We start from the raw sequence: 8,001 nt of genomic DNA, 5'->3' as shown, positions 1-8,001 counted from the left end.
GACCTCAGTTGCATATGGCATAGCACTGTCCGCATGATTGAGAACAGACCCTAGGGCCTGGCCGACTATCAGTTGCAAAGCCGCATCGACCGCGAGCCACCGCCGGTGGCGGCGCAAGACACGCCCCTTCCCGCCGCAACGGAGCGGGCGTAGCAGTGATGCTGCGCACTTTGGCCACACCTCGCATTGTTAGAATGCCTTCCCGTTCCGAATCGCGCCCAGGGTGCCTGAATCATGAGAATCCTCACCATTGCGCTGACCACCCTCCTGCTCCACCTCGCGCCAGCCCACGCCGGCAAGACGCTCGACCAGGTCAGGCAGCGCGCGCAACTGGTGTGCGGCGTCAGCACCGGCGTCATCGGTTTTTCCTCGGCCGACAGCCAGGGCCGCTGGAACGGCTTCGATGTCGATCTCTGCCGCGCCGTTGCGGCAGCCGTGCTGAACGACGCGACCAAGGTCAAATACGTGCCGCTCAATGCCCAGCAGCGCTTCACCGCGCTGCAGTCGGGCGAGGTCGACCTGCTGTCGCGCAACACGACCTGGACCTTGACGCGCGACGCCTCGCTGGGCCTGCATTTCACCGCCGTCACCTATTACGACGGCCAGGGTTTCCTGGTGCCGAAGAAACTCAGGATCACCAGCGCCAAGCAGCTGAAGAACGCGGAGATCTGCGTGCAGTCGGGCACCACCACGGAGAAGAACCTCGGCGACTGGTTCAAGGCGCAGGGCATCAAGATCAAGCCCGTGGTGTTCGAGAAGTTCGAGGCCTCGATCAAGGCCTTCTTCAGCGGCCGCTGCCAGGCCTACACCACCGACGCCTCGGCGCTGGCCTTCATTCGCAGCAAGGAGGCGCCGAAACCCGACGACTACGTGGTGCTGCCCGACCTGATATCCAAGGAGCCGCTGGGGCCGGTGGTGCGGCGCGGCGATGACGAATGGTTTGCCATCGTCAAATGGGTCATCTTCGCCCTGATCGAAGCCGAGGAATACGGCATCACCCAGGCCAACCTGGAGCAGATGAAGGCCAGCACCGATCCCGCGATCCAGCGCCTGCTCGGAACCGCCGAGGACAGCGGCAAGCTGCTCGGGCTGGAGCGCGACTGGGCCGCCCGTGCGATCAAGGCGGTGGGCAACTACGGCGAGATGTTCCAGCGCAATGTCGGCAGCGCCTCGCCGCTGAAACTGCCGCGCGGACTCAATGCGCTATGGAGCAAGGGCGGATTGATGTACGCGCCGCCGGTGCGCTGAAGCGCCGTACCGCCAGCGCCAACTCTTCGCCAACTCTTCGCCGACTCAGCAGCGATGCAAGGCCGACGCCGACGCGAACTCGCTCTCCAGGCCCTGCTCGCGGCGGCGCTGCTGGGCGCGCTGTGGTGGCTGCTCGACGTCACCGCCGCCAACATGGCTGAGCGTGGCATTCGCAGCGGCTTCGACTTCCTGCGGGAGCCGGCCGGCTTTGGCATCGGCGAAAGCCTGCTGCCCTTCGAGTCGACCGACAGCGCGCTGTGGGCGCTGGCCGCCGGCCTGGCCAACACGCTGCGCGTGGCGCTGCCGGCGATACTTGCCAGCACCCTGCTCGGCACCCTGATCGGCCTCGGCCGGCTCTCGCCCAATTTGCTGCTGCGCGGCCTGTGCGCGGCCTACGTCGAAACCCTGCGCAACGTGCCGCTGCTGCTGCAACTGCTGGCCTGGTACTTCGTCGTGACCGACCTGCTGCCGCTGGCGAGCGAGGCGCTGCAGCTCGCGCCACATGTCTTCCTCAGCAAGAGCGGCCTGACCATCCCCTGGCTCGGCGGCGACACGGGCATGCTTGACCTGCCGCTGCGCGGCGAAATGAACATCGTCGGCGGCGCCACGCTGACGCCGGAGTTCCTCGCGCTGTTCCTTGGCCTGAGTCTCTACACCGCCGCCTATGTCGCCGAAACCGTACGTGCCGGCATCCTGGCCGTGCCGCGCGGACAAAGCGACGCGGCGCTGGCGCTGGGCCTGACGCGAATCCAGCTGTTCCGCCTGGTGCTGCTGCCGCAAGCCCTGCGCAGCATCATTCCGCCGCTGACCAACCAGCACCTGAGCCTGAGCAAGAATGCTTCGCTGGCGGTCGCCATCGGCTATCCCGACCTGGTCTCGGTGGCCAACACCACGCTGAACCAGACCGGCCGCGCCGCGGAATGCATCGCGCTGATCATGGCCGTGTATCTGATCCTGTCGCTGCTCACCGCCTGGCTCAGCGCCTGGCTGGAACGCCGCAGCGGGCGCTGGGCGGAGCGCGCATGAAGCCCACCGTACGCGACTGGCTGCGGCGCAACCTGTTCTCCGACGCCTTCAGCAGCGTCACGACGTTGGCATTGCTGGCGGCGACTCTCTGGTGGCTGCCGGGACTCATCGACTGGCTGCTGCTGCAGGCCGTGTTCCGTCCCGACGCCGCAGCCTGCGAAGCCGTGAACCATGCCGGCGCCTGCTGGGGCGTGGTGGCGGAGAAGTACCGCGTGATCCTGTTCGGCCGCTACCCGTATGAGGAACAATGGCGGCCGCTGCTGGCGACCGCCCTGCTGCTGGCGGCGATCCTTGCGGGCGGTCTGCGCCTGCTGCCAGGCAATGCATTGCTGGCGGCCTGGGCGCTGGCCCTGCCGGGCTTCCTGCTGCTGATGGGGGGCGGCTGGTTCGGCCTCAGTCCGGTCGGCAGCGATCTGTGGGGCGGGCTGCCGCTGACGCTGCTGCTGGCGACGCTGGGCATGCTGCTGGCCTTGCCGCTGGCGCTGCTGGTGGCGCTAGGCCGCCAGTCCTCCCTGCCACTGCTGCGCGGGCTGTGCACGCTGTATGTCGAACTGGTGCGCGGCGTGCCGCTGATCTCGGTGCTGTTCCTCGCCTCCTTCCTGTTCCCCATCATCCTGCCGCAGGGCACCTCGATCGACGTGCTGCTGCGCGTGCAGGGCGGCATCGTGCTGTTCGCCGCAGCCTACCTGTCGGAAACCATCCGCGGCGGGCTGCAGGGTGTGCCTGCGGGCCAGCACGACGCGGCGGCGGCGCTGGGCCTCGGCCGCTGGCAGGCCATGCGCTGGATCATCCTGCCGCAGGCGCTGCGCGCAGTGATTCCCTCCATGATGAACAGCGCGGTCAGCATCTTCAAGGACACCTCGCTGGTCACCGTAGTCAGCATGTATGAACTGACCGGTGCGCTCTCGCTAGCGCTGGCCGGGGATGCCGAATGGCGTTCCTACCATCTCGAAGGCTATCTGTTCATCGGCCTGATCTACTGGATCGGCTGTTACGCGATGTCGCGCTTCAGCCGGGGATTGGAACAGGCCGGAAGTGCCGCGCGCGCCATGGCCTGAATCGGGAAGATCGGCGCACAAGAGTGCATCCGGGGGCTCTCCTGTGCGCCGACAAAGGGCATAATATGCAAAACGCGGATTGCCGGACCGGGCGGAAAGCCTCCGGAAAAGGGAGATCATGAACAAGAAAACGGACGACCCGACCTCCATCCAACAGGAAGAGCTGCGCGGGATCTCGCGTTCCGTGGGCGAAATCGAATGGCTGCTGATGGTCGTGGTGCTGCTCTACCACGCCTTCGGCGGCATCGAGCCGGACGATCAGCCGGCCCTCGTGGTGGCCATGGTCTTGTACGCCCTATGCATAATGGGCTTCCGCTACGCGAATTTCTTCAAGCACGAGTCGCGCTGGAAGCTCGCGGTGGAAACCTGGATCATGACCGGCTTCATCACCTGGGCGCTGATGCATAGCGGGCGCCTCGAAAGCCCCCTGCTCAACACCTACCTGCTTGTCATCATCACCAGCGCCCTGGCCCTGGGCAAGCTCACCACGCTGCTGGAACTGGCTTTGATCGCCGTCTGCATCGTGTTCCTGGGCGGCGAAACCTCGCTGAAGGACATGATCACCCTCAAGTTCGCGGCCGGCGTCTTTGCCCAGTTCGCACCGTTCGTGCTGGTCGCCTACATCACCACCATGTTCGCTTCCGACATACGCTTTGGCCTCAACAAGGCCAAGCTCCTGTCGGAAACCGACGAACTGACCACCGCCCTGAACCGGCGCGGATTCGCCATCATCGCCGACCAGTTGTTCGGCCAGGCCGTGCGCTACAACAGGCCTATCAGCCTGCTGGTCATCGACTGCGACAACCTGAAGCGGGTGAACGACGAGCAGGGTCACAAGGCCGGCGACAACCTGCTGATCTCCCTGGTCAAGTGCGTCAATGAACAACTGCGCCATACCGACATCCTGTCGCGCCAGGGCGGCGACGAGTTCGTCGTCCTGCTGCCCGAAACGCCGGCCAAGGGCGCATTCGACGTCGCCGAAAAAATACGCCAGGCAGTCGGGGCGACGTCCCTGGTACTGGCCGGCAAGCACGTCACCACCAGCGTCAGCATCGGTGTCGCCAGCTACCCGAACGACGGCGACAGCCTCGATCTGCTGCTGGCCCAGGCCGACCGCAACATGTACCAGGCCAAGCAGTCCGGGCGCAACCGCGTCGCCCAGTAGGCCGCGGATACCGCCCGACTTTCAGGGATACAGCCCGCGCTGTTCGCGGGCGGCCAGCACGCGCTGGCAGGCGATGATGAAGGCCGCGGTACGCACCGAAACCTTGCGCTCCTGGGCTGCCTGCCAGATCGCCGCGAAGGCTTTCATCATGATGCTTTCAAGGCGGGCGTTGATCTCCTCCTCGCTCCAGAAGAAGCTGGAAAAATCCTGCACCCATTCGAAGTAGGACACGGTCACGCCGCCGGCGTTGGCCAGCACATCCGGAATCACCAGGATGTCGCGTTCCTGCAGGACATCATCGGCCGCCGGCGTGGTCGGTCCGTTGGCGCCTTCGACCACGATCCGGGTGCGTAGATTGCGCGCCCGCTCGGGCGTCACCTGGCCTTCCAGCGCGGCGGGAATGAAATACTCGCACTCGGATTGCCAGAAATCATCGTCGCTGATCGGCTCCGCGCCGAAAAAATCCGCCAGGCTGCCATGCGCCGCGGCGTGGGCCAGGGCCGCGGTGATGTCGATCCCGTTCGGATTGGCAATCGCCGCCTGGGCATCCTGCAGGGCGACGATCTTTGCTCCGTTCTCCCTGAAGATCCGGGCGGCGACGCCGCCGACATTGCCGAAGCCCTGCACCGCCACGCGTGCGCCGGCGATCGGTACGCCTATGCGGAGGCCGGCTTCGCGGGCCGCGATATAGACGCCGCGCCCGGTAGCCTCCAGCCGCCCCAGCGAACCGCCCAGCGCGATCGGCTTGCCGGTGACCACGCCGCTCGCGGTGTGGCCGACGTTCACCGAATAGGTGTCCATCATCCATGCCATGGTCTGCTCGTTGGTGCCCACGTCGGGCGCCGGAATGTCCTTGTCCGGACCGATCACGATGCCGATCTCCGAGGTATAGCGGCGCGTGATGCGCTCCAGTTCGGCGGCCGAAAAAGCACGCGGATCGATGCGCACGCCGCCTTTGGCGCCACCGTAGGGCAGGCCCAGCGCTGCGTTCTTGACGGTCATCCAGCCGGCCAGCGCCATCACCTCGTTCAGCGTGACGGCCGGATGGAAACGCACGCCGCCCTTGCCCGGACCGCGCGACAGGTTGTGCTGCACGCGATAACCCTCGTAATGCGCGATCGAGCCGTCGTCGCGGACGATGGGCACATCGACGATCAGCACGCGCTTGGGGCGCTTGAGGGTTTCCAGCCAGTGCGAAAAGTGCCCCAGGTGCGGCGCGACGCGGTCGATCTGCTCGATGAAACTGGCCCAGGGTTCGGGCCGCGCCGGATCGAGATAGGAAAGCGGGGTGTGATTGGCCATGATTCAAGTGCTCCCGTTGATTGCAATCAGATGGAGGATGCCGCCCGCGCGCCCTGGTCGTAGCGCCCGGACAGGGTGCGCAGCAATCGCGCCAGCTCGCCCAGGCGCAGGTTCTCTTCTTCAGCGCCGGAAAAGCCCGGCATCAAACAGGCTTCGCGCACCTGGCGATAGCGCTCGCACAGCGCCTGACCGGCCTCGGTGGTGGACCAGAAGACTTCCTTGCCGCGCCTCTCGCCCGATACCAGTCCGAGGTTCGCCAGCTTCTTCAGGGCGTAGGAAACCACGTGAGCGTCTTCGATGTTGAGCACGAAACAGATATCCGCGAGCTTCTTCTCGCGGCCGCGATGATTGACGTGATGCACCACCAGGATCTCGGTTTCGGTCATGTCCTTGACTCCGGCGCCGGCCATGCAGCGCGTCATCCAGCGGCCGAAGGCGTGGCTGGCGATGATCAGGCCGAATTCGAGTTCCGACAATTCCGGACACTTGTCCGACACCAGATGCTCGGAGGAGACTATGCGGCGCACATCCGCCTCGGCGAGGGGCGCCGGCGCCAATGATTTCTTGCTTTTGGTTGCCATGATGACTACTTTCCGGTTGTGTTCCGTGAAAACATTGAAACATTTTATTGACGTTTTGTAAATGTAATGTTAACGTGATGTCCGCTTGATGTCATCATCCCCGCCACCTTTATGAGGAATCCGCCGATGAAAACCTGCCTTCGTACGCTCGTCGCCGCACTCGGTTTTACCGCACTGGCCGTCTCGGCCCAGACCAAGTGGGACATGCCCACCCCGTATCCGGCCGCCAACTTCCACACCGAAAACATCAGCCAGTTCGCCGCCGACGTGGACAAGGCCACGGCCGGCAAGCTCAAGATCACCGTGCATGCCGGCGGTTCGCTGTACAAGGCCAACGAAATCAAGCGCGCGGTGCAGGGCGGCCAGGCGCAGATCGGCGAAATCCTGCTCGGCGGCTACGCCAACGAGAATCCGCTGTTCGGCACCGACAACGTGCCCTTCCTGGCGACCTCCTACGCCGAAGCGAAAAAACTCGCGGTCGCGCAGAAGCCCGCGCTCGAAGCGCTGCTGGCCAAGCAGGGCCTGAAAATGCTGTTCTCGGTGCCGTGGCCGCCGCAAGGGATTTTCGCCGCCAAGCCGATCAACGCCGGCGGCGACCTGAAGGGCGTCAAGTGGCGTGCCTACAGCCCGCAGACTTCGCGCATCGCCGAACTGGTCGGCGCCCAGCCGGTCACCATCCAGGCCGCCGAACTCTCGCAGGCACTGGCCACCGGCGCCGTCGCCGCCTTCATGACCTCGGGCGCGACCGGCTACGACAGCAAGGTATGGGAACAGGTGAAATACTTCTACGACACCCAGGCCTGGCTGCCGAAGAATGCCGTGCTGGTTTCGCAGAAGGCCTTCGACGCGCTCGACAAGCCAACCCAGGCCGCCGTACTGAAGGCCGCCGCCGACGCCGAAACGCGCGGCTGGAAGACCAGCGAGGAGAAGACCAAGTTCTATGTCGAGCAATTGACCAAGAACGGCATGAACGTCGCCGCGCCGTCCGCCGCCCTGAAAGCCGATCTCAAGAAAGTCGGCGACACCATGATCGGCGAATGGCAGAAGACCGCCGGCGCTGAAGGCCAGGCCATCCTCGACGCCTACAAGAAGTAGGCGTGTCGATCCGACGCGCGCTCGACCGGCTTTACGGCGCCGCCGCCTGGGTGGCGGCGCTGTTCATGATCGGCACCCTGGCCATGATCCTGCTCTCGGTGACGGGGCGCCTGTTGGACTTCCACGTCCGCGGTACCGACGCCTATGCCGGCTATTGCATGGCCGCTGCGGCCTTTCTGGCCCTGGCGCATACCTTGAAGCGCGGCGAGCACATCCGCGTCACGCTGATCCTCGATCACACCGGGCCGCGCACGCGGCATGCGCTGGAACTCTGGAGCCACGCCGCCGGACTGCTCTGCGCCGTGCTGCTGGCGTGGTTCGCAACGCGCCTGGCCTGGCAATCCTTCCAGTTCAACGATATCTCGCAGGGCACCGACGCCACGCCCTTATGGATTCCGCAACTGGGCATGGCCGTGGGCAGCATGATCTTCGCCATCGCGCTGGCCGACGAATTGCTGGCCGTGCTGCGCGGCCAAAGGCCGCGCCACCGCGCAGTCGACGGCGAACCCGTCAGGAGCGAGTAGAC

The 8,001-nt window shown here is 65.3% G+C and carries 8 protein-coding genes; 6 read left to right on the top strand and 2 right to left on the bottom strand.

All coding sequences use genetic code 11. The features are described 5' to 3' along the window. Positions 1 to 234: 234 nt before the first annotated feature. From RMO95_RS22985 to RMO95_RS22970, 4 genes are all read left to right on the top strand, one after another. A complete protein-coding gene (locus RMO95_RS22985) occupies positions 235 to 1,248 on the top strand; it encodes an amino acid ABC transporter substrate-binding protein (RefSeq protein WP_310453027.1) in 1,014 nt (337 codons plus the stop codon). Between the two features lie 54 nt (positions 1,249 to 1,302). Beyond that, positions 1,303 to 2,274 (top strand): ABC transporter permease subunit, encoded by a 972-nt coding sequence (locus RMO95_RS22980; protein WP_310453026.1) that lies wholly within the window; start codon positions 1,303 to 1,305, stop codon positions 2,272 to 2,274. Continuing rightward, entirely contained in the window at positions 2,271 to 3,332 is a 1,062-nt protein-coding gene (locus RMO95_RS22975; protein WP_310453025.1) for an amino acid ABC transporter permease, read from the top strand. The genes RMO95_RS22980 and RMO95_RS22975 overlap by 4 nt, the downstream gene beginning before the upstream one ends. A 118-nt stretch (positions 3,333 to 3,450) precedes the next feature. Then, a complete protein-coding gene (locus tag RMO95_RS22970; protein ID WP_310453024.1) occupies positions 3,451 to 4,497 on the top strand; it encodes a GGDEF domain-containing protein in 1,047 nt (348 codons plus the stop codon). A 21-nt stretch (positions 4,498 to 4,518) separates the two neighbouring features. Here the strand turns inward: RMO95_RS22970 and RMO95_RS22965 are convergent, their stop codons facing one another. Then, positions 4,519 to 5,799, bottom strand: coding sequence for a Glu/Leu/Phe/Val dehydrogenase (locus tag RMO95_RS22965; RefSeq protein WP_310453023.1), 1,281 nt, complete (start codon positions 5,797 to 5,799; stop codon positions 4,519 to 4,521). A gap of 26 nt (positions 5,800 to 5,825) precedes the next feature. Further along, on the bottom strand, positions 5,826 to 6,380 hold the full coding sequence (locus tag RMO95_RS22960) for a winged helix DNA-binding protein (protein WP_310453022.1): 555 nt from the start codon (positions 6,378 to 6,380) through the stop codon (positions 5,826 to 5,828). Between the two features lie 126 nt (positions 6,381 to 6,506). Here RMO95_RS22960 and RMO95_RS22955 point away from each other — a divergent pair, with 126 nt between their 5' ends. Then, entirely contained in the window at positions 6,507 to 7,475 is a 969-nt protein-coding gene (locus RMO95_RS22955; RefSeq protein ID WP_310453021.1) for a TRAP transporter substrate-binding protein, read from the top strand. Positions 7,476 to 7,477: 2 nt separating this feature from the next. Continuing rightward, positions 7,478 to 7,999, top strand: coding sequence for a TRAP transporter small permease (locus tag RMO95_RS22950; RefSeq protein ID WP_310453020.1), 522 nt, complete (start codon positions 7,478 to 7,480; stop codon positions 7,997 to 7,999). Positions 8,000 to 8,001 lie beyond the last annotated feature (2 nt).

This window comes from Sulfuritalea sp. (assembly GCF_031426875.1).
Taxonomy (GTDB): domain Bacteria; phylum Pseudomonadota; class Gammaproteobacteria; order Burkholderiales; family Rhodocyclaceae; genus Sulfuritalea.
Note: the sequence above shows the minus strand (reverse complement) of the source record. Positions and strands in the feature narration are given on the sequence as shown.

Excerpts from the sequence above, each read along its gene's own strand:
- RMO95_RS22980 (WP_310453026.1), top strand. The coding sequence starts at position 1,303 with ATGCAAGGCCGACGCCGACGCGAACTCGCTCTCCAGGCCCTGCTCGCG.
- RMO95_RS22975 (WP_310453025.1), top strand. The coding sequence starts at position 2,271 with ATGAAGCCCACCGTACGCGACTGGCTGCGGCGCAACCTGTTCTCCGAC.
- RMO95_RS22965 (WP_310453023.1), bottom strand. The coding sequence starts at position 5,799 with ATGGCCAATCACACCCCGCTTTCCTATCTCGATCCGGCGCGGCCCGAA.
- RMO95_RS22955 (WP_310453021.1), top strand. The coding sequence starts at position 6,507 with ATGAAAACCTGCCTTCGTACGCTCGTCGCCGCACTCGGTTTTACCGCA.
- RMO95_RS22985 (WP_310453027.1), top strand. The coding sequence starts at position 235 with ATGAGAATCCTCACCATTGCGCTGACCACCCTCCTGCTCCACCTCGCG.
- RMO95_RS22970 (WP_310453024.1), top strand. The coding sequence starts at position 3,451 with ATGAACAAGAAAACGGACGACCCGACCTCCATCCAACAGGAAGAGCTG.
- RMO95_RS22960 (WP_310453022.1), bottom strand. The coding sequence starts at position 6,380 with ATGGCAACCAAAAGCAAGAAATCATTGGCGCCGGCGCCCCTCGCCGAG.